Annotated in this window: 18 protein-coding genes, 1 tRNA gene and 1 pseudogene; 2 read left to right on the top strand and 18 right to left on the bottom strand. The window is 34.5% G+C overall.

Annotated features, from left to right (window positions below):
• Nucleotides 1–4: 4 nt before the first annotated feature.
• The 5 genes from rpsR to gltX form a co-directional block, all read right to left on the bottom strand.
• Complete coding sequence (gene rpsR, locus ABWU67_RS04965; RefSeq protein WP_007548890.1) at nt 5–280, bottom strand: 30S ribosomal protein S18; 276 nt, start codon at nt 278–280, stop codon at nt 5–7.
• Nucleotides 280–1,053 carry a 30S ribosomal protein S6 gene (locus ABWU67_RS04960; protein ID WP_010082465.1) on the bottom strand — a complete coding sequence of 258 codons (774 nt, stop codon included), beginning with the start codon at nt 1,051–1,053 and terminating at the stop codon, nt 280–282. The genes rpsR and ABWU67_RS04960 overlap by 1 nt, the downstream gene beginning before the upstream one ends.
• 48 nt (nt 1,054–1,101) lie before the next feature.
• A complete protein-coding gene (gene dnaE / locus ABWU67_RS04955) occupies nt 1,102–4,431 on the bottom strand; it encodes a DNA polymerase III subunit alpha (protein WP_353282235.1) in 3,330 nt (1,109 codons plus the stop codon).
• Nucleotides 4,432–5,090: 659 nt separating this feature from the next.
• Complete coding sequence (locus ABWU67_RS04950) at nt 5,091–5,246, bottom strand: hypothetical protein (RefSeq protein WP_265014298.1); 156 nt, start codon at nt 5,244–5,246, stop codon at nt 5,091–5,093.
• 20 nt (nt 5,247–5,266) lie between these two features.
• A complete protein-coding gene (gene gltX, locus ABWU67_RS04945) occupies nt 5,267–6,589 on the bottom strand; it encodes a glutamate--tRNA ligase (protein WP_015589198.1) in 1,323 nt (440 codons plus the stop codon).
• Nucleotides 6,590–6,803: 214 nt separating this feature from the next.
• Between gltX and ligA the strand changes: the two genes are divergently transcribed.
• Entirely contained in the window at nt 6,804–8,792 is a 1,989-nt protein-coding gene (gene ligA, locus ABWU67_RS04940; protein ID WP_341821807.1) for an NAD-dependent DNA ligase LigA, read from the top strand.
• Nucleotides 8,793–8,830: 38 nt separating this feature from the next.
• On the opposite strand, the gene dapA is transcribed toward ligA, so the two are convergent.
• The 12 genes and pseudogenes from dapA to ABWU67_RS04885 all read right to left on the bottom strand — a co-directional run bounded on the left by dapA (nt 8,831) and on the right by ABWU67_RS04885 (nt 19,804).
• The gene (gene dapA, locus ABWU67_RS04935; protein WP_353281816.1) at nt 8,831–9,712 is read right to left on the bottom strand and encodes a 4-hydroxy-tetrahydrodipicolinate synthase; all 882 of its coding nucleotides are present in this window, start codon (nt 9,710–9,712) and stop codon (nt 8,831–8,833) included.
• A gap of 9 nt (nt 9,713–9,721) precedes the next feature.
• Entirely contained in the window at nt 9,722–10,204 is a 483-nt protein-coding gene (gene ssb, locus ABWU67_RS04930) for a single-stranded DNA-binding protein (protein ID WP_155969077.1), read from the bottom strand.
• Nucleotides 10,205–10,271: 67 nt separating this feature from the next.
• Nucleotides 10,272–10,345: transfer RNA gene (locus ABWU67_RS04925), tRNA-Arg, on the bottom strand.
• A gap of 13 nt (nt 10,346–10,358) precedes the next feature.
• Nucleotides 10,359–11,165 carry a hypothetical protein gene (locus tag ABWU67_RS04920; RefSeq protein WP_353282234.1) on the bottom strand — a complete coding sequence of 269 codons (807 nt, stop codon included), beginning with the start codon at nt 11,163–11,165 and terminating at the stop codon, nt 10,359–10,361.
• Between the two features lie 4 nt (nt 11,166–11,169).
• Entirely contained in the window at nt 11,170–11,778 is a 609-nt protein-coding gene (locus ABWU67_RS04915) for a hypothetical protein (RefSeq protein ID WP_065094800.1), read from the bottom strand.
• Between the two features lie 4 nt (nt 11,779–11,782).
• Nucleotides 11,783–13,222, bottom strand: a complete 1,440-nt coding sequence (locus ABWU67_RS04910; protein WP_015589193.1) for a hypothetical protein — start codon at nt 13,220–13,222, stop codon at nt 11,783–11,785.
• Nucleotides 13,223–13,583: 361 nt separating this feature from the next.
• Nucleotides 13,584–15,329: a type I secretion system permease/ATPase gene (locus ABWU67_RS04905; protein WP_015589192.1), complete on the bottom strand. Its 1,746-nt coding sequence runs from the start codon at nt 15,327–15,329 to the stop codon at nt 13,584–13,586.
• A gap of 690 nt (nt 15,330–16,019) precedes the next feature.
• Nucleotides 16,020–16,811, bottom strand: a complete 792-nt coding sequence (gene lgt / locus ABWU67_RS04900) for a prolipoprotein diacylglyceryl transferase (RefSeq protein ID WP_010962823.1) — start codon at nt 16,809–16,811, stop codon at nt 16,020–16,022.
• A 6-nt stretch (nt 16,812–16,817) separates the two neighbouring features.
• Nucleotides 16,818–17,267: an SsrA-binding protein SmpB gene (gene smpB, locus ABWU67_RS04895; protein WP_007548863.1), complete on the bottom strand. Its 450-nt coding sequence runs from the start codon at nt 17,265–17,267 to the stop codon at nt 16,818–16,820.
• 120 nt (nt 17,268–17,387) lie between these two features.
• Complete coding sequence (locus ABWU67_RS04890; RefSeq protein WP_410529976.1) at nt 17,388–18,464, bottom strand: ankyrin repeat domain-containing protein; 1,077 nt, start codon at nt 18,462–18,464, stop codon at nt 17,388–17,390.
• Nucleotides 18,406–18,930, bottom strand: coding sequence for an ankyrin repeat domain-containing protein (locus ABWU67_RS07265; protein ID WP_410541760.1), 525 nt, complete (start codon nt 18,928–18,930; stop codon nt 18,406–18,408). The genes ABWU67_RS04890 and ABWU67_RS07265 overlap by 59 nt, the downstream gene beginning before the upstream one ends.
• Nucleotides 18,931–18,945: 15 nt before the next feature.
• A pseudogene (locus tag ABWU67_RS04885) lies at nt 18,946–19,804 on the bottom strand (IS630 family transposase).
• A gap of 158 nt (nt 19,805–19,962) precedes the next feature.
• Here ABWU67_RS04885 and ABWU67_RS04880 point away from each other — a divergent pair.
• Nucleotides 19,963–20,493, top strand: coding sequence for a Na+/H+ antiporter subunit E (locus ABWU67_RS04880; protein ID WP_006280659.1), 531 nt, complete (start codon nt 19,963–19,965; stop codon nt 20,491–20,493).
• Here the strand turns inward: ABWU67_RS04880 and ABWU67_RS04875 are convergent.
• Nucleotides 20,486–20,902, bottom strand: coding sequence for a hypothetical protein (locus tag ABWU67_RS04875; protein ID WP_006279382.1), 417 nt, complete (start codon nt 20,900–20,902; stop codon nt 20,486–20,488). The genes ABWU67_RS04880 and ABWU67_RS04875 overlap by 8 nt on opposite strands.
• Nucleotides 20,903–21,039 lie beyond the last annotated feature (137 nt).

Here is a 21,039-nt window from a genome sequence, read left to right as displayed (position 1 = left end):
TTACCTAAACTTTTTTAGTACAGTAAGGAATAAGAGCTAAAAAACGTGCCCTTATGATCGCTAAGCGTAACTTCCTTTGTTTTTTTGCACATACGCCTGTTAATCTTCTAGGTAATATCCTACCATAGTCAGAGGTAAACTTGGATAATAAATCTATATTCTTATAATCTATGTCTTCATCTTTAGACGCAGCAAGAGGGCAAACTTTAGAACGCCTAAAGCCAGTCCTATTATTTACAGATACGTAAGAATTATTAAAACTATTTCGTCTTTTCATCATTATGCGCTTTGCTCCTCAATTTGTTTATTCATCATATGAGATTTACCTTCAAAAATTTTATCAACCTGCACAGGAAAGTGGCGAATAACGTTCTCATTAAGTTTCATTCTACGCATAAATTCATCCAGAATGCTTGCAGTAGAACTTATGCACATTATACAATAATGACCGCTCTTCATTTTATTTTTGTGATATGCAAAATCCAAAAGACCCCAATGTTCATACTTGATTAATCCTGATGCTTCAATGTTTTTCAAAAGCATTTCCAACGCTTTGCTCGATTGAGTTGGACCGTTTATTCTAAAATCTTTCAAAATATCTTGAAAAATCTTTATTAGATGTTCTGAAATATTTCTCTTCAAAGCATTTACTGCGTTATGGATAAACGCACTTTTAGTACTGCCTCCTAGAAATTTTGTAAAATCTTGCGTTATTCCTAAATCTTTTAGGTCATCTTTCAACTCTTTATCGATTTTTGACTTCACTTCTTTCAAATTTGAAAGATCTTCTTCTAATTCAACCCATAAAATTTTTGTAAGATCTTCCAAGAAATCAGAGTAAGCAACTAGACTTTCTTTAATGTCCTCAGCACGCACTTCTAACTCTTGTTTTGTAAGCTTGTCATTTCCTTTTTTCAGAATATCCCTGATTTGCTGGAACATAATATCTGCTTTAATATTTTTCAATGAAACAGCTAGCTCTTGGACCATCTCCTCTACTTCTTGCTGTAACAATCCTTGTTGTGCTATAAAAGTAAATTCATAAAGATTCACTATATCTTCCTTTAATACCGATTAAATACTTCATTATATAAAGCTTTTTTATATAAGCAAGTTATTTGTATTAATTTCTACGCTTTTAATCCAGCTTAAATTAGATATTTCATAAATTACTTGAGGAGCAATTGAGTATGCACCTGGTAATAAGATGCTCACTTTATGTTTTTCGAGAAGAAGTTTTAGCATTATTTTGGTTCTGCCTTCATCTTTCAATATTGTGTTTAATTCCATAGCGGCTTTTTGCGAATCCGTGCACTCAGTGGTGAGAACTAATTCTTTTATTGTAGAAGTGACTCTTTTTGTAAACTCAGATATATCCTTGCCTGCTAATCTTGTTGTATTTTCCGAAGCTTCAAGATCAATTATCACAAATGTTCCTGGTGAAAATAAATCTCTTTTTTCTTCTATTATTTCATTATTATAGAATGCTATTTCAGAAACGTTATGGGGATCAGAAAGTGTGAGGATAACAAACCTTCCACGCTCTGAAGTTCTCATACGTGCATTTAATATTACCCCAGCAGTTTTTGCTGTTCTATTTTCTCCGATAAACCCAATATTTAACTTTTCCAGAAGAGTTCTAAATTTTTCAAGCGGATGATTAGTTAAATAAAATCCTAGTGAAAATAACTCATGTTCTAATTTTTCCTCTTCATCAAAATCTTCCACATTCTCAAGTTTCGGTTTGAGGACATCAAGACTACCAAACAAAGCAGCTTGACTTGATTCTCTATCCTGTTTGTTTTTATTTGCAAAGTAAATCAGCGTGTCCATTGACTCATATAGCTGCTTTCTGTTCTTATGCACGCTATCGAATGCTCCGGATTTAATCAGGCTTTCTAGCGCTCTCTTATTTATTATATGACCTGAATTTTGAATGAATTCCCATATGTCCTTACAAGCGCTTGAACGTACGTTCACTATTCCTTCCGCTATAGAAAAACCAACATTCCTCAAGGCAGCAATACCATAACGTATGCGTTCATCCTCTATTGAGAATTCAGCTTGAGACTTGTTTATATCAGGTGAAAGAACGGTAACGCCACTAAACTTTGCTGCATGATAAAATAAATTCAGTTTATCTCTATCATCAATATTCAGATTCATTAGTGCTGTAAAAAATTCTAATGGATAATTAGCTTTAAGGTAAGCCGTTTGATAAGATATAACCGCATATGCTGCAGCATGAGATTTATTGAACCCATAACCAGCAAATTTTGCAACAAGGTCAAAGATATAACTTGCCCTGTCATAATCAACGCCATTCTTCGTTGCCCCTTGGATGAAAAGTTCACGTTGTTTATCCATCTCTTCCTTAATTTTCTTACCCATGGCACGTCTTAGCAGATCTGCTTCCGCTAAGCTATACCCGGAAAGAATACGGGCTATTTCCATCACTTGTTCTTGGTAAATTATTACCCCAAATGTTTCTTTTAACACTCCTTCAAGTAACGGATGAATATAATCTGGCTTCTCAAGTCCATGCTTTCTTGCAACGTAAGTTGGAATGTTATCCATAGGTCCTGGACGATAAAGGGAAATTAAAGCGATAATATCCTCAATACAGTCCGGTTTTAGTTTAATTAAAGCTTCTCTCATTCCCGAACTTTCAAGCTGAAACACTCCAATTGAATCACCGCTTGAGAGTATCTCATAGGTTTTTTGGTCATTCAAAGGAACTGAAGAAATATCAATCTTTTTTCCATCACGATTAATTAAACGACACACATGATCTATTAGCGTTAGCGTACCAAGTCCAAGAAAATCAAATTTTATTAGCCCAGCTTTCTCCACATATTTCATGCTGTATTGAGTGATTGGCAGAGCCGAATTTGGATCGTAGTACACAGGAACAAAATTTTCCAACTTTTGATCACATATTACAATTCCAGCAGCATGAGTTGAAACGTGACGATATATTCCTTCAAGCTTAAGAGATATATCAAGAAGCTTTGCAATTACCTCATCACTATCCCGCTCTTTCTGCAGGTTTTGATCAAACTCTATCGCTTGTGATAAAGTTACAGGATTTACTGGATTAAATGGAACCATTTTAGATATTTTATCCACTTGAGAGTAAGGCATTTGCAATACTCTACCAACATCACGCAATACTGCCCTTGCCTGCAATTTACCAAAAGTGATTATTTGAGCAACATAACCGTACTTTTTCTGAACATAATCAATAACCAGGTCCCTTTTCTCTTGGCAGAAATCGATATCAAAGTCAGGCATCGATACACGATCAGGATTCAAAAATCTTTCAAATATTAGGCCAAACTTTATTGGATCAAGGTCTGTAATCTGCAAGCCCCAAGCAACAATTGATCCAGCACCAGAGCCTCTTCCTGGACCAACTGGAATGCCATTTGCTTTGCTCCAACGAATGAAATCAGAAACTATCAAAAAGTAGCCAGCGTAGTTCATCGAAGTTATCACACTCAGTTCGTAATTCAGCCGATCGTAGTATTGTTTAAGGTCTATGTCTGTCTCATTCGCAATACGGAATTCTAATCCTGCAACTGCCTGCTCCCTCAGTTCTTCATTCTCAGTTTTATTTTCTCGACAAGGAAATTTAGGCAAAATAGGCTGCCTGCTTCTTGGCATGTAAGAGCACCGCTTAGCTATCACTAAAGTGTTATGAATTGCTTCGGGAATGTCGCTGAACAGCTCCTCCATTTCTGCCACAGACTTGAAGTAATGCTCGGTAGTTAACTTCTTTCTGTTATTCTCCAGGGCATAACTCCCCTCCGATATACACGTTAATATATCATAAGCCTCATAGTCAGACCTATTTGGAAAAAACACATCGTTCGTTGCAACTAGTGGTATATTGCGCTGATAAGCAAAGTCTATCAAAGCTTCTTCAAGCTCTAGCTCTTTATTCAGCCCATGACGCTGCAATTCAACATATAAATGACCATTGAATGCTGAAAGCAGTTTTTCAACCGTTTCTTTATCTTGCCCCAACAATGGTTGAGCCAAACATCCACCGGTTAAAGCGATCAGACCCGTACTTAAATTCAATAGCTCATCAAAATCAACGTAAGGAATATCGCTGTTATTCTTGCGCTTTCTAAAAGACTCACTCACCAAAGTGACTAAATTAGTGTACCCTTGCTCATTTTTTGCAAGCAATAATATAGGTAAATTTTGTTCTGAATGTTTAACTATAATATTGCATCCTATTATTAGCTGTATTCCCCTACTTGCCGCATATTCTGCAAATTCAAGTGAGCCAAACAAGTTACCTGAATCAGTAATTGCAACCGCTGGCATTTTATTTCGCAAACAAAGGCCGATCAGCTCCTCAATTTTAACCGAGCTTTCAAGCAGCGAATAAACACTATGAACACGTAAGTGTATGAACATAAGAAACTTTAGATCAACAAAAAAGGATAACATTAATTTACTCATGAGAACATAATTTTCATGAGAACAAAAGCCTATAAAATTCTAAAATTAAAATACAAAAACTTACTTGACAAACTCCGCCAGCTCCCTTATCACGATAGTGAAGCTATTGTATTTGCTTTCGCCAATCTGCAGATTAAAAGGTAAGGATTAATTAATGTATCGGCGTCTTATGTTCAATTTTTTGCAGTATATAGATACTGTATGTCTTTACAAAACTTCATCTACATCTAGATTTTTATCTAAATAAGCTGAACGCGCTTATAAAGCGTTACAAGACATCAAAAAATGCCAATACTCGACAGAGATAGTAAAAGACTAGCTAACTCGGGGATTCTTTGTCTTTTTTTCTGCTTAGTAAATTTCTTAAACATTTGCAGCATAGGTTAGTTGCAATTAAAAGCAGCTAAATCTCGCTTGTCAAGCGTTTAAAACATAAAAAACGCCAATATTTTAAAGCGGATAATAACCACGGGGCTTCTTTTGCCTTTTTTTTATTTGGTAAATTTCTTAATGTTTATGGCTAAACGACAACCGTCATCCCGCTGCTTGTTAGCGGGATCTCTTGTTAGCGGCTGAGATACCGCGAATGAATCGCGGTATGACGTAGATTGCTGTCATTCCAGTGCTCCTTTTTTTGTCATCCCAGTGTCTGGGCACTGGGATGACAAGAAAGAGGCTACTTGGATGACACCCTGACAATCGTCATCCCGCTGCTTGTTAGCGGCTAAGGGATACCGCGAATGAATCGCGGTATGACGTAGGGATTGCATTAGCTATAATTCTTTAGTTTTCACTTTTCTTTTAACCTTGCAATGATATTTTCTTTGCCGATAAAAATTAATAGTTTAGCGAGCTCTGGTCCTGTTTCTGTTCCTGTTAAAGCTGAACGCAACTGCGTAAATAGGTTTTTTGCCTTTATATCCACTGTTTGTCGAATAGTTTTGACCCATTCTGACAACGTGTTTTCATTACAATCACCTTGGGGCAATGCATTGAACGCAATTTTTATAAGCTCCTTATCAAGAATCACAGGCTCTATATCAGATTTGCATATTTTCCACCACTTGGCCACCTCAGAAAACCTTTCTATATTGTTCCTTATAAAATACCAAAACTCTGAGGAGTCCACTCCAATTTGATTTAAACGGTCTTGCACCATTTCAAATGGCATTTGTTGCAGAACTTTGCTATTTAGCTTATATATTTCACTCAAGCTGAATTGTACAGATGCTGAGCTAAATTTTTTAATATTAAATGAATCAATCAAAGATTGCATACAGGCGCAAGCTTCAATTGGATTGGATGTTCCGAGCTTCACTAAATAACTAACTAGTGCCATCGGTTCAATTTCATCTTCTTTTATAGATTTGATATCTAGCACGCCGGCTCGCTTGGATATCTTGCTATCATCAAAATGTAGCAGAGAAAGGTGAGCAAATGTAGGGATTTTCGCTTTTAATGCTTTAATCATTTGGAGCTGAACTGCGGTATTAGTTACATGATCTTCCCCTCGTACAACATGGGTTACATTAAAGTCAACATCATCAATAACAGAAGGTAACATGTATGTGTAAATTCCATCTTCTCTTTTTACCACAGGGTCACTTATGCTACTGGTTGCAATATTTATTTCACCTTTAACTTCATCATTCCATTTAACAACCTCATTTCTATCCAACTTAAATCTAAAATGTGGTCTTCTTCCTTCTTGCTCATAACTAATTTTCTCTTGCTCAGTTAGAAGTAACGCGCTTCTGTCATATACAGGGGGAAGTCCTTGTTTTAACTGCAATTTTCGTTTAATGTCTAACTCTTCTCTTGTTTCATAGCATGCATAAATATGCCCTTCTTTTATTAACTGCAAAAACACCTCATTGTAACGCTCAAAGCGCTCTGATTGCTTGAAACTTGCATCCCAATTGATACCAATCCATTTCAAATCTTGTATGATATCATTTATATATTTGACATCTGAACGCTGAAGGTCAGTATCATCAAAACGGAGTAAAAATTTTCCATTTTGATTGCGTGTGTACATCCAACAAACCAAGGCAGTTCGTACGTTTCCTACGTGGAGGTAGCCAGTTGGGCTTGGAGCGAATCTTGTTAGCATTTAAATAGCAATATTGTTTACTCTAATTTATTTTAATTTTATATAAATATATGGCTAGAGCAAGCGAGATCTGCTAATACAATTGAGCAAGAGAAGAATAAGTATGGCTATAGCATTGTGGCACCTTTGATATTTGATGGATTAAGACCATATGATAAATTCAAGAAAATTCACAGCTTGACGGCAAAGGCTAATGTAGCATTATATTGGTATCATGACTAACTTAGAAAAGATGAGAGAAAAACTGCAAGATCAAATAAATTATCATAATGTTTTGTATCACCAAAAAAATAAGCCAGAAATAAGTGATGCTGAATATGATGAACTGAAGAAAAAGTTAGCTGAAATAGAGCCAGAAATTTATGCGACACAAGATAGTGTTGGTGCTCCACCTGATGAGAGGTTTTCTAAGGTGGAACATCAAGAACCTATGCTTTCCCTTGAGAATGCTTATGATGAACAAGGTGTAGAGAAATTTTTGTCTAAAATAAAGAGGTTTTTAATTGAGGACAAAATAGAGATATTATGTGAACCAAAAATTGATGGGTTGTCGTTTTCTGCAATTTATGAGGATGGAAGATTTGTTAAAGCTGCAACTCGAGGTGATGGTTTTGTAGGGGAAGATGTCACTCACAATGTTGCAACAATAAAAGGCTTTCCTAAGTTTTTGCAAGGTGTGCAAGGAAGACTAGAAGTCAGAGGTGAAATATACATCAGTAACAGCGACTTTTTAAAGTTAAATGAAAACGATGAATTTGCCAATCCTCGAAATGCAGCTGCTGGTTCTCTAAAGCAATTGGATGCAAACATTACAGCAAGCAGACCTCTTAGATATTTTGCTTATTCTTTGATTGGTGGAGCAGAGAAAAGTCAAAGTGAGGTACTAAATAAGCTTGAGGCACTTGGTTTTTGCGTAAATGAGCATCAGTCCTTAACGAGTAGTTTAGATGGAATGCTGAAGTTCTATAATGAAGTCTATAACTGTCGCTATAACTTGGATTATGATATTGATGGAATAGTCTATAAAGTAAATGATTTGGTACTACAAAATCGTCTAGGGAATACTCACAAAGCACCGCGCTCAGCACTTGCATACAAGTTTTCTGCGGTTTATGCAAAAACAAAGTTAAACAAGATATTTATACAGGTGGGCAGAACAGGGGTTTTAACTCCAGTTGCAGATTTAGTGCCAGTCAATGTTGGTGGGGTGCTAGTTAGTAGAGCAAGTCTGCATAACCAAGATGAGATAAAACGTAAAGACATAAGAGAGGGAGATATTGTAACAATCAAAAGGGCAGGGGATGTAATTCCCCAGATCGTTGAAGTAAGCAGAGATTCTCGTCTTCCAAATACACCTGAATTTGTGTTTCCTGAAGTATGCCCTGAATGTGGTAGTAAAGTACGTCAGGTTGAGGGAGAGGCGGCAGTAAGGTGTCCTGAGGAATTTGCCTGTAAAGCTCAAATGATAGAAAAACTAAAGCATTTTGTATCGAAAGATGCATTTGACATTGTTGGCCTTGGTGATAAGCAGATAGAGTTTTTTTACGACCTTGGTCTGATAAAACAAATCCATGATATTTTTACTTTAGAAGAAAAATTGGATGAATTTAATCTGGAAGAACAGTCTGGTTGGGGCAAGAAATCAATAGCTCATTTATTAAATGCTATACAAAGCAGAAGGGTAATAACTCTAGATAGGTTTATATTTTCTTTAGGTATTAGATTTATTGGCCAAGTTGCAGCAGAATTGCTTGCAGATTATTATGTTTCTTATGATAATTGGTATAATTCGATGATTGAACTGTCATCAGATAATACTGAGCTAGTAGGTATAGACGGCATAGGAAAAAAAGTAGCTGAATCTTTGGAATCATTTTTTTCTAAGGAACATAACATCAAAATGTTAAATGATCTTACTGCTTGTCTTCAAATTCTTCCTGTGAGCTCCAACTCTAGTGACTCTGTTTTAAATAATAAAATTATAGTGTTTACTGGTAAGCTACTTGCTATGAGTAGAGGAGAGGCAAAAGTAAGAGCCAAAACTCTAGGAGCAAAGGTCAGCTCACATCTTTCTGCTAAAACTGACTACCTAATTGCAGGAGAAAAACCAGGATCCAAATATAAAAAGGCAGTGGAATTAGGTGTAGAAATTTTAGATGAAGACCAGTGGCATAAAGTGATAAGTTTGGGAGTGTTCAAATGAAACTTGGATTGTATATTAAATCAAAGTTGCAAGACTATTTAGAGAGTAGCCAATTCTTTCCATCCAAGAATCATTTTATTGACTTGCCTCAATTTTTCAACAGAAGGCAAGTCTTCTGTGCTGAGCGGTAGGCGGAGAGTTTGATGTTCTATAAGACCAATATCATGCAAAAGTGCTTTAGTAGGTATTGGGTTGCTGGCAGTAAATAACGCTTCGCAAGCCTGTTGCCAGATATCTGCCTGAGGGTTCCTGCCATTGAGGCACTTCTTAACATATTCATGTGCTACATATGGCCAAACATTGGAAGCAACGGAAACCAGGCCAGCCGCACCATAAGCGGCCATATCGGATATCATATTATCATCTCCACAAAAGACCTCAATATTTGGTGCAACTTTCTTATACTGAGCTAAAGTATCAACAGTGCCACTTGAATCTTTGATAGCCCAAAATTTTTCGTGGCTGGATAAGTTGCGTACAGTTTCAGCGTGAAGATTTATTCCTGCTCTTGATGGAATATTGTAAAACATAACCGGCACATGTGCTTTCTCAAGCAGCTTTTCAAACCATAAAGTCTGCCCCATAATTCCGGGCTTTGCATAAATGGGAGTTGTCATTAGATAGCCATGAATAGGCATACCCTTGCAAAAATCAAGCCATTCAAGAGTCTGATATAGATTCACTCCTGGTACGCCAATTATAATTTTTGTATTTAATTTTAGCTCACATACAAATTCAACTAACTCGCGTTTTTCAGAATCAGTAAGCGATAGGCCTTCACCTGTGCTACCCAGCAACACTACGCCATTTTCAGCTTTAACTTGCATTGTCAGTAAACGCTGCAAACTGCTATAATCTACACTATCTCCATTGCAATTAAAAGGAGTAACACAAGCAGTCCATAAAAATGTAGATTTCAATTTAAATTGTTAAAATGGTATTTCATCATCGAGTAGTTCATCTTTTATATCATTGTCAAAACTTTCGTGTTTATCTTTTTGTCCTGTTTCACCTTGTTTGTATTCACTTGGCTTGTAATCAGGATTTGGCGCACTATTTCGTGAATCCAAGAGAGTAAGAGCGCTATTAAAATTATATAGAACCACCTCTGTTGTGTATCTTTCACCACCGTTTTGGTCAGTCCATTTTCTAGTTCTCAAAGAACCTTCAACATAAACTTTACTGCCTTTACGTGCAAAATCTTTGACGATTTTTACTAATCCTTCACTAAAAATTACGATATTATGCCACTCTGTCTTTTCAGAGCGCATACCGGAAAGTTTGTCAGTCCAACTTTCAGACGTGGCTATTGAAAAACTTGCCATTTCTTTTCCATTTTGTGTAGTCCTAATTTCAGGATCTTTTCCTAAATTACCAACTAGTATGACTTTGTTTATGGTACCACCAGACATAATTATGCTCTAAATAAATCCTTTTATTATCTTATGTGAAAATACTATTGTCAAATTTAATTAAAAGTGCGCTTGGAGGGATTCGAACCCACGGCCTTTGCCTCCGGAGGGCAACGCTCTATCCAACTGAGCTACAAGCGCATATATATTTAAGTTATTTAATAGATAAGCCATCCAAGTCAAATTTTTGTTTTGGATAAAGCGTAAACATAATACTCCCATATCCAAAATATACATTTTGAGAATCATTCGCATGCTTCTTTATTGCTTTTTGATCTACGGTCCATACAAAAGTTACATAATTTTCAGTGACTGAGTGCACTTTTAAATCCTTAGTGTTTATAAACAACTTTCCATTTACCCATATTTTCCATGTATCGAGAGAAAGATATAAAATTGAGTCTAAACTCACTACCTTACAGTTGAAATTCTCCTCTTTCGCAGCTTTTGAAGACCATAAATTGAACTTTTCCATTTCATGAACCATTTTATTAACTGGCTCTTCATCAAAAAAAATGCTTTTTACGTTACTATATTGTGACAAAACGTCAAAGTCACTTTCCACTGCTTCTCTTATTATATCGTCCCGATCTGTATAGCTTAGTTTTTGATTGTTGATAAAGAAACACTCTTTTGCACGCAAATTTGCTATATCAATAAAATCGTCGATTTCTTGATTGCCAACTTTAAGAATACTTTCAAAATATCTTTTTTCTATCATCATTCCATACTGAGAATGATGACAAACCATTTCATCATTACCTTGTTTTTCTATATATATGCATAAATTTCCACTATTTAATCCTAATATTTTATGCTCAATAAAATCTTCATTGCCAATATATTGTCGGCAAGAATACTCCTTACAAATTTCTATGCTTTCTATGATATCTTCACAACTGCAATATGCATTAACATTGGAAATGAGTAGCGTAAAAATAAAAAACAGCTTTATGTTCATCACCTTATCTACTTAATATAGTATACCAATCAAAGACTATATTAGCTCTCACTATCTCTATCATATTACCATTCAAAATCTGATTCATAGTTGCAGCATCAATATTTCTCTGCTTATTTAAAATAAGAGATTTGATCATAACATAACCGGGCAGATTTGGAATAGACTGTAGAAATAAAAAAATATGCTTATCGCTGATTGAGCTTAAATTTAGGACCACTTCACTTTTTATTACTTTTGTGCGTTCACTTTTGTTGTGGAGCTCAACTTCTTCGGGTATAGAAATTGATATTTCAGGTTCTAATATATAGTACTTTTTATATAACTTGCTAAGCTCGAAATTTAAATTTGCAATGTATCTGCTACTATGTAAATTTGAAGAAGAAATTTTTTTCCATAAATCTAGGTTTTTATTTAGAACAACTTCCTTTTTTTGAATTCCAGTAATCTGTAAATTAATAGAACGTATTTTATCAATCGCAATTTGGTTTTTATTATAAATCTTTTCGTTATAGATAACAACATATGTTAATAACCCTATTAATCCAACAGATAATAACAAATACGATATAAACTGAATTGTAGCTTTTCTTTTTAATTGAGAGATAGTCATTAATCTACATTGCCTCTCCTATTTCAACATCAATAGATAGATTTTGCTCTTTAGCAGCAGGTAAGCTAGAAATATTAATGTCATAGGTACGAAAATTATCGTTTAAATTTTTTCGTAGTTTCTCGTATTGATGAGAAATATTTTTACCGGATTGAAAATTAAACTTTAAAGTTGTGGTAATATAACTTTTTGCCTCATTATAATTCCATTCAAATGATCGAAGCTCTATACCTGGTATTTTTAACTTTTCTACATACTTAACTTGTGTAAGAGGAGAGTATTCTATTTTTGATAAAATATTATTGATATTAATAAAATCATAAATTTCATCTATTTTTTTTACATTATAGCTTTGGCTAAGTTTTGTTAATTGGTTATTTAAGGTGTTCTGCTTTGCTGATAAATTATCAGCGACATTGAAATTTGAATACAAATTTAGTAAACAAAGGGTGTTTGTTATAACTAAAACCAGGGCGAAGTATAGAAAAATTCGAGGAGAGTTTAAATAAAGGTAATTGAATAGATAAAATTCTTTAGTTTCCTTTGTATTAAAAATAGCTGCTAATTTATTCTTAAAGCTATGAAACAAAATTATGGTATCGCAAAAGTTATCTTTTTCACTTATAGCTAGTTCTGCTCCTAATAGTTTGCCTAACTCATATGGAGTTAATATGTTCACACTGTTCTCTGAAAAATTTATGACTGATAAACTAGCTTTGATATCTTCTGACACTATGATACAAAGGTCGATAGGGTTATTTTTTTCAAACCCAAACTTAGTTAAGGATCGAATAGTATCTTGCACTTCCTGATATATTCCACCAGCGATAATTCCTGGTAAATTATCATTAGTAAATGATGTTAAGCGCGTAAATACCATTTTATTCTCTTTAAGAACCACTTGTCTATAGCCTCCCGTTTTAGTTGCAGCAACTATAATTTTCCAATTATTAGGATCTTTATGTAGAATCTTTTTTGTTATATTACTTATTTCTATAGGAAACATTAATATTCCCTTAAAGTTGGAGCCTATCTCAATAAACACATTCAACCAATATTCTACTAAATGCTTTGCTTTTGATGAAACAAGAAGATAGCACCAGTTTTGATTGAATTTGTTTGGCTTCTCAACCAAAAAAACTGAACTTATGTCATTATTACGAGAAAAATGCTCCATCTTTGTTTTTGCTGATAGATAGGCACTAATCTTGTTTGCCCTTGTAATAAACTGTAGCGAGTAATTTTGATCTGCATGATTAAGCACCAGGTATAAAGGTGCTTTTTTATCTGACGAAAGACATGAAATTAAATCGGAAACTGCTTTATCGTTTTTGCCCTTAACAAAATACCTTTTATTTAAAGTATTATTTTTAAAATATAGTAACATTATGCCTTCTTCTCCAATAGAAAGCATAAACTTACTTTTGGATTTTGAACTAAACATATTAACAAAGCATATACTTATCTAGAATTAAAAAGGCAATTTATTGAAATTCATTAAACGTTAGAGGGAAATATTGTTATAAATTTTCGCAGCAACATTATTTATATTATAATTTTTTTATAAAATTACCACTAATATTAAGTTATTTAGATAACAAATTAAGAAAATTCATTAAGACGAATTTGTTGTTTTTCAAATTGTAGGTAAACCTAAGCCACTTTAGCTATATCTGCCGATTGACTTTAATTAATAAGAGTTATTAATCTATTTACTATTCTTGTAATATTATTTCTAATGGTAAAGAAATATATATTTTTCTGGAACAGTTGTTATTTCAGATACAGAATTTATTGTAAGTAAACTAACCATTTGCTGAAGAGCGCTCATCTTCTGTGGTACTTGATGATGGAGCAACTAATTTGCTCAAAATCTCATCTTTTGGTCCCATAGCGTAAATGACACCATCTGACATGAGGATCACCTTATCAACTACGGACAATAACGGTAGCTTGTGAGTGATGATAACAGTAGTAGTATTTTGTTTTCTTGCAATGCCAATTGCATTAATTAAGCATGCCTCTCCATTGCTATCTAAGTTAGCGTTTGGTTCATCAAGTACTAAAAGTTTTGTGTGACCATAAAAAGCTCTGGCAAGTCCAAGAAGCTGTTTTTGGCCGCCAGAGAGCGTTACTCCTCCAGGACCTCCTATTGTTGTATCATATCCATTTGGTAAGCTTAGTATTAGTTCATGTATTCCTGCAATTTTTGCTGCTTTGATTATTTCTTCAGGATTTGGATCTGGCCTCATGCGAGCAATATTAGCTTTGACACTAGTGTTAAATAACTCAATATCCTGAGGTAAGTAGCCAACATAATTACCAAAATTTTCTCGATTCCAAGTATATACATCAGCGCCATCTAGTCTGACTACACCAGATATTGGCTTCCATACACCAACAGTTAATTTTGCGATAGTGGATTTACCAGAAGCACTTGCACCAATAACACCAACTACATCTCCAGGATCTATAATGAATGATATTCCTTTTACTGTCGGCTTATTGCTTCCATAAGGAGTAAAAAATACTCTATCAAATTCCAATTTTCCTTCAGGTTCTGGTAGAGCCATCGTTTGCTCTCTTTTTGGCGATGTTAATATAAGTCTTTGTAGCCTTCCATATGACATTCTAGCCTGATTTAAAAACTTCCAAGTATGAACCGCAGCGTCAAATGGTGCTAATACTCTACCCATTAAAATTGAAGCAGCGATGATGCTACCGGCAGTCTTATGAGCTGTGATTGCAAGTAATGCACCTGTTCCAATTACTGATATTTGCAGAGTTGAGCGCAAAAACTTAGTGATTCCAGTAATTACATTAGAGCGATTTTGTGCTTTAATTTGCATTGCTCGATTCTGATCATTTCGTTTACACCAATCAGAGACTATGAATTCTGACATGCCCATAGCTTCAACCACTTCTGCATTTCTTGTTGCAACATCTATAGCATTGATATTCCGTATAGTTTCTTCGTTGGTTTCTTGTAATATTCGTTTAGTGGCAAGTTCATTCCATATTGCCATAGAGACTAATATAATAATTCCAGTAATAGCTATAAACCCCGTGGAGGTATGTATCATGAAAATCACAACAAGGTAAATTAACGACCATGGAGTATCAAACAGTGAGAATATACCATTTCCTGTAATGAAATTTTTTATCACTCCGAGATCTCGTATTGCTTCACCACTTGAAGTTGAGCTCTGCACTGACGTTAGCCTGATTGACCTTACTATCAGATCTGGTGTTGCAGTTTTATCGATCCAATCACCTATTTTTGCCATGGCTAAATATCGACAAGTTTCAAGCATTGCAGAACATGCAAATGCAGATAAAGTGATAATTGTCAGCATAGTTAGTGTTGATACACTTTCGCTCGATATCACCCGATCAAGCACTTGAGAGGTATAAAGTGGTAGGAATAACATTAATAAATTGATTCCCGCACTAAACCAAAAGATAAACCAAAATGCACTTTTGCATTTTTCTAGGCAAACATATAGAGTACTTTGCTTCAATTCTTTTTTTATTGATGGCGTAATTTCCACAATCTTCCTCTTAATTTGATTACATGCACCATATACAATTTTTATTACAAAAATATTAATAACGGTAGTTAGCTTACTTTAAGTGAGTAAAATATTAATATATGTGAATAGGAAATATAAACAATGGTAAAAAGAAGTATAGTTAATATTTCCTTCATTGCCTATAGCGAAGCTACGTCATACCGCGATTCATTCCATAGCTGTACGAACATTCATTTTTGAAGGTAAACTGCACAGCAAATGGTGTCATGAAAGTAGCTGACACTGGGATGGCTTTGTTGCATCGCTACTTATGAAAGGCTAACTATAATTAGGATTATAAGCAACTTATTGAAAATCTTGTTTTTTTGCAATCAATCTGATCAAATTTAAGAATAGTAATTTGTTATTTATATTAATAAATTTAATTCTATTGAAAATAGCTAAAGCATTGAAATTCTTGAATTTTAGCCAGATTAGTGAGTGGTAGTGAAATTTCTTTTACTCAAATTTAGGTATTCACTGACCGTTCTTGTTATAAATACCAGAATAATAAGCTACTGATATTCTCCACCTTTTTTATCTTTAATCCATCATAGCTAGCGATGCAACAAAGCCCACCGATTCATTCTACTGCAACGCAGAAAATTCGTACAATTGTGCATAATGTGGGGCTTCTGGCTACATTTTTCTATTGAACTCACCTTTTCTCTATGTGACAGATTTCGTATTAAATTTTAAATTTAATGCGCCTAGATATACAAGCATTCCTAGCAAAACCATAGGTATAGAAAGCAACTGCCCCATAGTTAAATCAAGCCACAAATAGCCAATTTGATAGTCTGGTTCGCGAAAAAACTCAACGAAAAAACGTGCTATTCCATACCACATAACTGCAATACCAGTTAACGCACCGTGATACAGTCTTATTCTAGTTAAGAAAAACAGTGAATTTGCAACTGCAAAAAGTAGCAGTCCTTCAAAAAGTGCCTCATAAAGCTGGCTTGGATGATGCAGCAAATTATCACCACTCTCTGGAAATACCATACCCCATGGCATAGTTGTAACTCTGCCAAATAACTCTCCGTTTATAAAATTGCCTATGCGACCTAAAAATAAACCTATGGGAACTCCGCAAGAAACTAGGTCCAGTGCATAAAATGTAGGGATATTATGTCTTTTACACGAAATTATTACTGCAAGCAAAACTCCTATAGCACCACCATGAAATGACATCCCTCCTTCCCAGGTCTTCAATATCTCAATAGGGTTGCTTATATAAAGAACTGGATCATATATCAATACGTAGCCAAGTCTACCTCCAAGGATAATACCTACAATAGTGGCTGTTAATAACGAATCGTAAAAATTCTTAGTAAATATTTTTTGGTCATCTAGCTTATGTAAATACCAATATGCAAACACTATACCCAAAACGTAGGCTAAGGAATACCAATATATAGAAACAGGACCGATGCTGAAAATTACTGGATTTAAAGACATATTTTGCTATAAATTATTCTTAGACAATCTACTTTTTTCACGATCCCACTCTCTCTGTTTTATGGTTGCTCTCTTATCGTAGAGTTTTTTTCCTTTTACAATGGCAATTTTAGTTTTTGCAAATCCTTTATCGTTAAAATAGACCGAAAGCGGCACAACAGTTATCCCAGCAGTCTTGATTTGACCAATTAGTTTATTTATCTCCTTTTTATGCAAGAGTAATTTACGTTCCCTTTTTGGTTTATGATTTTTTCGGTTCGCAGCTTTATATTCTGCAATATGCATATTGTGCAGCCATACTTCGCTATTCTTTTCAACAACGTAGGCGTCGGAAATATTTACTTTTCTTTCTCTTAGCGATTTAACTTCACTGCTTAATAAGACCATACCCGCTTCAAATTCTTCTAAGATGAAATATTCAAACCTTGCTTTCCTATTTTCTGCAATAACTTCCATATCTAAAGATATCTTTAAGCTTCAATATATTACAGAGTTTTTGACTTAATTCATAATAAAACAGTTATCCCAATAAATATAAGGTGCCAGGCTAGTCTGATAGCAACAGGATAACAAAAATCAAGTAAGTGCTTTTTCTGTCTCTCTAGGCACAAGTTCCTTTACTTCTTTCATTTCAGTTTTAGGCTTTGACATTATATATTGACCAGCACCAACTATGAGCGCAGATCCTGCAGCTAGTCCAATTATTGCTGGTACAGATAGGGCAGTAGCAAATGCAAGTGCAACACCAACTATCACTGCAGTTACAAAACACACAATAACACCTTTTACAATTGCATTTTTTGCAGATTGTTCTTTTTCTTTCACAATTGCATTTTTTCCAATTTGTTTTTCTTCCTTTTTCTCTGGAAGCTGCATTACATCTTTATTTTCGGTAAGATCCTTTGGCGTTTTTTTATTCTCATTTTTTAACGTTTGCTTTTTTTCCGCTTCCTCTAAAAGCTGAATTATACCTTGATATTTAGTAAGGTCTCTTGGCGTTTTTCCATCAACATCTTTTAATGAAGGGTCTGCTTCAGTGTGTAGCAGAACTTCCACCACTTTTATTTTGCCATTTTCAGCAGCAAGATGTAAAGGAGTACGTCTATCACCATTTTTTGCATTAACCTTTGCTCCTTTTGCGATTAGAATGTCTACTACATCTTTATGGCCCTCTCTGGCTGCAAGATGTAAAGGAGTACATCCATCATCATCTTTTGCATTAACGTTTACTCCTTTATTTAATAGGTTTTTCACCTTCTCCTCATTATTATGTTTAACAGCTGAATGCAAAGCTTTGATGTTCTCTTGTGCCTTTAATAGAGCTTCTTTTACCGCTTTATGGCCTTTTTGAGAAGCAAATGTTAAAGGAGTCCATTTATAATGGTCTTTCGCATTAACATCTGCTCCTTTTTCAATTAGAGTTTCTACTATATCTTTGCGGCCATTTGCAGCAGCAAGATGTAAAGAAGTCCACCCATCACTATTTTTTGCATCAACGTTGATTCCTTCTGCTTTTGATAGAACTTGTACTATCTCTTTGTGGCCATTTGTAATAGCAAGATGTAAAGGAGCCCATCCTTTATCATTTTCTGCATTAACATTTGCTCCTTTTCCAATTAGAGTGTTTACTACATTTTTGTGGTTCCTTTTCAACAGCAAAATGTAAAGAAGTCCATCCATCACCATTTTTTGCATCAACAATTGCTCCTTTTCCAGTTAGAATGGTTACTACATCTTCGTGGCCATAGTGAGCAGCAATATGTAAAGGAGTAATTTTATTATCATGTTCTGCATTAATATCTGCTCCGTTTTCAATCAGAGCTTTTGCTACATTTGCACAGTTCCAATAAGAAGCAAGATGTAACAATTTGACTTCCTTAGAATTTTGACCACGAGATATAGTAAATATGTAATTTATGCTAGATCCACTATCATTGTCAGGTTTACTCTTTTCCCACTCTTGACATAAATCTGGATCTTCTTCTTGTAACTTAGCTTTTATTTTTTCAACTATATTGTCCTTGCTCAAATCTGAAAGGTCATTTATTTTTTTTAATATTTCCATAAATTTATCATATTCCATAACTTCCTCACTTAAAATACATATAGCATTTCTCATAATAGTCCGAATAGGTCATAGGAAGGCAGAATCAACAGCACGACGAAAGGATTCGAATAGAGGAATGTTTTTCCTGGCTCTGTTTTTTATAGCAAACCAATGATGCTCAATTTTGTTAAAATCTGGAGAATAAGGCGGCAGATACAAAATTTCTGCACCGACTCCTTTAGCGAGCTTGATAAGCTTATCAGACTTATGAAAAGTAGCATTATCAAGAATGACAGTTTGTCCAGGTTCTAAGATCGGTGCCAAAAATTGCTCAAACCATCCATTAAAAATATCCATATTACAGTGGCCTTCAAATGTTAATGGAGCAACTATCTTTCTTCTACTTAAGGCTGCAACCATGCTGATTCGTTGAGTTTTTTTTCCAGATTTTAGGGCATAAAATCGCTGTCCTTTCTGGCAATACCCATATGGATAGTCCTCCGTGTTATCAATCCCAGACTCATCTATATACACTAAGTTTTCTGGTTCTTTTGTTGCTATAATTTTTAAGAATTCAGCACGTTTTTCTTCGTTCCTTTCCTTGTATCCATATGTCTTTTTTTGCGCGTAAATCCAATTTTTCTGAGAGCTCGGTGGATCGTTTCGATACTAACGTTGCCCCAAAGTTTAGCCATTTCCGACAGAGTTTTTCTACCGTGTTTTTTAGCAAATTCGATAAACTTATTCCAGTCGATAATTTTCTGATTGTAACCTCCATTACCGAGTTTTTTGACTGAAAGTCGCCTGTTTCTTTTTTTCTTTGCTTCCACTCCCACAAAGTAGTTCGTCCAATTTTAAATCTTGCTGCCACTGCTTCTCTGCTTTCCCCTTCGTCTAGTGCTTCCATTGCTTTTTTTCTTAAATCATAACTATATGCTGCCGGCATCCAACCTCCTTATCGCCATCTATCCTTAATCTTATCATATCCGGACTTCTGTGGAAAGAGCTATAACTTAGTTGTTATATCTTTTAACATAGAAGTCAAGAACCTAAATATTCGTTATTATCTTTCCTTAAAGAGTCATTTTAGTTATATTACAGACTATGAAAAACCTCAACTTTAGGAAGGAAATCAAGTTTTTTTCTCTGTCATTTATAATTTTATTTGTTCTATGGACTGTATTGTCTGGTTATTTTGAGCCGTTTTTTATTTTTTGTGGAGTGTTTTCCTGTATATTCACATCGTTTATCTTTAGAAGGTTGATAAACGCTGAAAGAGCTCTTAGCCAGATTTTAAATAGTACGAGTAGACTGTCGTTTTATAAGTTAGTAAGTTATATACCATGGTTAATGTACCAAATCATTTTATCAAGTGTTTATGTAACAAAAAAGGTGCTACAACTCAAATCTAAGCTTGAACCGATTATTATCCTAAGAAAATGCAAAGGGCATAATGACGAAAGCATTGCGTTATTTGCCAATTCAGTCACAATCACTCCCGGAACTTTAACTATCAATGTTGAAAGTAAGCAGAAAACATATTTCTCTACCATGTATTTGATAGATAAAGATCTTGAAAGCGGCATTTCTGAAATAGAAAATAAAATCTTAAAAATACTACGTTCAGTTAAGTAATTGCTTTAAATAAGTTAACAGCATCCTTATATTCCCTTACAAGACTTTCAAGCATTTCTTTTGGAAGGCTATTGTTAACAATAGAACATAAATAATTATACAAATCTTCTAACCTTAATATGTTATTTCTCTTCTTGCTGTTGAATTTATAAGGAAAAATACCTTCCATAACTTCAATAGTAGTAGCCTTGTTTAAAAATACATTTTCACTTGTCACGCTTATTCTTGCTAAAACAGTGTTAATTTCAGGTTCGTCACTCGTATAAAAATCTGATAGCTGAGTTATTCTAATAACGTACAAAGTTACTATTTTTGACAAGCAATTATCAGCATATTCACAATTTTTTATTACCTCCCACTGAGTAACCTGAGATTTACCTATTTTTGCATTGTTCGGTAATTTACTCATTGAACTTTCTCCATTTAATCCAGTGTAATAAATTATACTAATACTTTGTTAAATAAATAATAACGCGATTACAAAAATATATACTTATAGTAGTATATTATACAAAAATAGCACAATATCTAAGCATTAAAGCTAGT

Origin of the sequence: Wolbachia endosymbiont (group A) of Aleiodes leptofemur (assembly GCF_964028465.1) — a bacterium.
Classification (GTDB): domain Bacteria; phylum Pseudomonadota; class Alphaproteobacteria; order Rickettsiales; family Anaplasmataceae; genus Wolbachia; species Wolbachia pipientis.
The sequence above is the reverse complement of the archived record's forward strand: the minus strand, read 5'-3'. Positions and strand labels throughout refer to the sequence as shown.

What these genes read in the sequence shown, in the direction of transcription:
- rpsR (WP_007548890.1), bottom strand. Translation starts at nt 280, where the DNA reads ATGATGAAAAGACGAAATAGTTTTAATAATTCTTACGTATCTGTAAAT.
- dnaE (WP_353282235.1), bottom strand. Translation starts at nt 4,431, where the DNA reads ATGTTCATACACTTACGTGTTCATAGTGTTTATTCGCTGCTTGAAAGC.
- ABWU67_RS04950 (WP_265014298.1), bottom strand. Translation starts at nt 5,246, where the DNA reads ATGCAATCCCTACGTCATACCGCGATTCATTCGCGGTATCCCTTAGCC.
- gltX (WP_015589198.1), bottom strand. Translation starts at nt 6,589, where the DNA reads ATGCTAACAAGATTCGCTCCAAGCCCAACTGGCTACCTCCACGTAGGA.
- ligA (WP_341821807.1), top strand. Translation starts at nt 6,804, where the DNA reads ATGACTAACTTAGAAAAGATGAGAGAAAAACTGCAAGATCAAATAAAT.
- ssb (WP_155969077.1), bottom strand. Translation starts at nt 10,204, where the DNA reads ATGTCTGGTGGTACCATAAACAAAGTCATACTAGTTGGTAATTTAGGA.
- ABWU67_RS04920 (WP_353282234.1), bottom strand. Translation starts at nt 11,165, where the DNA reads ATGAACATAAAGCTGTTTTTTATTTTTACGCTACTCATTTCCAATGTT.
- ABWU67_RS04915 (WP_065094800.1), bottom strand. Translation starts at nt 11,778, where the DNA reads ATGACTATCTCTCAATTAAAAAGAAAAGCTACAATTCAGTTTATATCG.
- ABWU67_RS04910 (WP_015589193.1), bottom strand. Translation starts at nt 13,222, where the DNA reads ATGTTTAGTTCAAAATCCAAAAGTAAGTTTATGCTTTCTATTGGAGAA.
- lgt (WP_010962823.1), bottom strand. Translation starts at nt 16,811, where the DNA reads ATGTCTTTAAATCCAGTAATTTTCAGCATCGGTCCTGTTTCTATATAT.
- smpB (WP_007548863.1), bottom strand. Translation starts at nt 17,267, where the DNA reads ATGGAAGTTATTGCAGAAAATAGGAAAGCAAGGTTTGAATATTTCATC.
- ABWU67_RS07265 (WP_410541760.1), bottom strand. Translation starts at nt 18,930, where the DNA reads ATGAGAAATGCTATATGTATTTTAAGTGAGGAAGTTATGGAATATGAT.
- ABWU67_RS04880 (WP_006280659.1), top strand. Translation starts at nt 19,963, where the DNA reads ATGAAAAACCTCAACTTTAGGAAGGAAATCAAGTTTTTTTCTCTGTCA.
- ABWU67_RS04875 (WP_006279382.1), bottom strand. Translation starts at nt 20,902, where the DNA reads ATGAGTAAATTACCGAACAATGCAAAAATAGGTAAATCTCAGGTTACT.